Origin of the sequence: Streptomyces recifensis (assembly GCF_002154615.1) — a bacterium.
Classification (GTDB): domain Bacteria; phylum Actinomycetota; class Actinomycetes; order Streptomycetales; family Streptomycetaceae; genus Streptomyces; species Streptomyces griseoluteus.
Genome location: NZ_MUNH01000250.1, coordinates 1 through 1,745, shown reverse-complemented (window position 1 = coordinate 1,745; position 1,745 = coordinate 1). Strand labels below are relative to the sequence as shown.

3 protein-coding genes are annotated in these 1,745 nt (G+C 73.7%); 1 reads left to right on the top strand and 2 read right to left on the bottom strand.

From position 1 onward, the window contains the following. Positions 1-56: 56 nt before the first annotated feature. A complete protein-coding gene (locus tag CCN33_RS15225; RefSeq protein WP_086694162.1) occupies positions 57-953 on the bottom strand; it encodes a glutathione S-transferase C-terminal domain-containing protein in 897 nt (298 codons plus the stop codon). A gap of 111 nt (positions 954-1,064) precedes the next feature. Next, positions 1,065-1,187, bottom strand: coding sequence for a putative leader peptide (locus tag CCN33_RS33530; RefSeq protein WP_267881274.1), 123 nt, complete (start codon positions 1,185-1,187; stop codon positions 1,065-1,067). A gap of 111 nt (positions 1,188-1,298) precedes the next feature. On the opposite strand from CCN33_RS33530, the gene CCN33_RS15220 reads away from it, so the two are divergent. Further along, the coding region (locus CCN33_RS15220; protein ID WP_140394553.1) for an alpha/beta fold hydrolase at positions 1,299-1,745 on the top strand (447 nt) is incomplete at its 3' end.

Here is a 1,745-nt window from a genome sequence, read left to right as displayed (position 1 = left end):
CTTTCGTTTGGAGCAGGCCAGACCCCGCGAGCCCGGCAAGATCCAAACGAGAGGCCCTAGGGGGTGTCCCGGGGAGACGCCCCCTGGTTCCTCCTGTTGGCGTGGGCCGCCCAGTCGAGGATCTGCACGGCGGCCCCCGCTGCTTCGAGGCCCTGGCAGTGGCCGTGGTGGCGGCGGGCGATGCCGTCGAGGTCGAGGTGGGTGCCGAAGGCGGGGTGGGCGGCGAGGCGACGGGCGTACGACCACAGCGCGGTGAGGCCGGTGATCCGGTGCACGGCGGAGGCGTCGAGGTGGCAGCGGTGCACGGTGTCGAGCTGGACCAGGGAGACCCAGAGGTCGATGTCGGCGGCGGTGAGCCGGCCCCCGGCCAGGTACTCCTCCTCGGTCAGCCAGCGCTCCAGCCGGGACAGGGTGTCGAGGAGCACCTCCAGCGCGGCGGCCCGGCCGGCCGGGTCCTCGTCGGCGCGGCCCGCCCGCTGCGCGGCCTGTTCGATGCCCTCGGCGCAGAGCCGTTCCACGGCGTCGATGGTGGACTCCCAGCCGCAGGGCCGCAGCGGGGCGCCGCCGGCGCGCGGGAAGAGGTCCAGGTCACGCAGGATGTCGGGCGCATGGGTGCTGACGATCCGTCCGGACCAGGCGTCGCTGAGCACGGGGGCCGGCGCCGGGCCGGAGTAGCGGTGCGCGCTGGCCTCGTAGAGCGGGCGGAGCGCGGTGTGGCTGCCGTCCGGGGCGTCGGGGACAGCGGGGAGCAGGGTGACCGGACAGCTCGCGTCGAGACCGAGCAGACGGTGGCCGATGGCGAGGCGCAGTCCGTCGGGGTCGGCGGTGGAGAGGTGGAGCCGGTAGCGGTGCGGCACGGCGTAGTGGCCGCTGTGGGGGTCCTGGCCGAGCCGCCCCCGGAAGGCGGAGCTGTGCCGGACGGTCGGAAGGGCGGTCGGCGCGGTGATGGGCATACGTCTCCCCAGGGGCGAGGGCGCGCGCGGGCGCGCGCCTTGAGGGAACAGCGGCGGCTGACGTCGGGCGAGGAGTGACGAGGAGGGCGTGCGGGCGGGCGAGGGCCCGTCTCAGAGGCGCGGTCCGATGGCGCTGCACACGCGCAGCAGGTCGATGTGCAGGCGGGAGGTGAGGAGGGGGGCGCGCAACGGCGTACGGCCGCTGCGGCCGGTCACCGTCTCCAGGCGCGTCATGCGTCCCCACCTGTTCGCTCGACTTCCCAGGCTTGGAGTGTCGGCCCGCGCCGGACGCCGCGTCAAGAGGCTGTCCATCCCTGGGACGGTGCCTTACGTACCATCACCTCCATGAGCCTGATCCTCTCGATCGCCCGTCCCGACAGCGTGCGAAGCGTGCGCATGGACACCGACCGGGGCACCTTCGCCGCGTTCACGGCCGCTCCCCCGGCTCCGCGCGGTACGGCCCTGCTGGTGCCGGGTTTCAACGGCAGCAAGGAGGACTTCCTGCCGCTGCTGCCCGGCCTGGCCGAGGCGGGCTTCCGGGCCGTCGCCATCGACCAGCGGGGCCAGTACGAGACGGGTCCGGCGTCGGAGGCTCCGTCGTACGCACCGGAGGATCTGGCGTCGGACGTGACCGCGCTGGCGGGAGTGCTGGGGCCGGTGCATCTGGTGGGGCACTCGTACGGAGGGCTGGTGTCGCGCTTGGCCGTGCTGAACTCACCTTCGGCTGGGCATACTTGGAGGTCACTGACACTGCTGAACTTCGGCCCGGCGGCCGTGTCGGAGCCGACACGG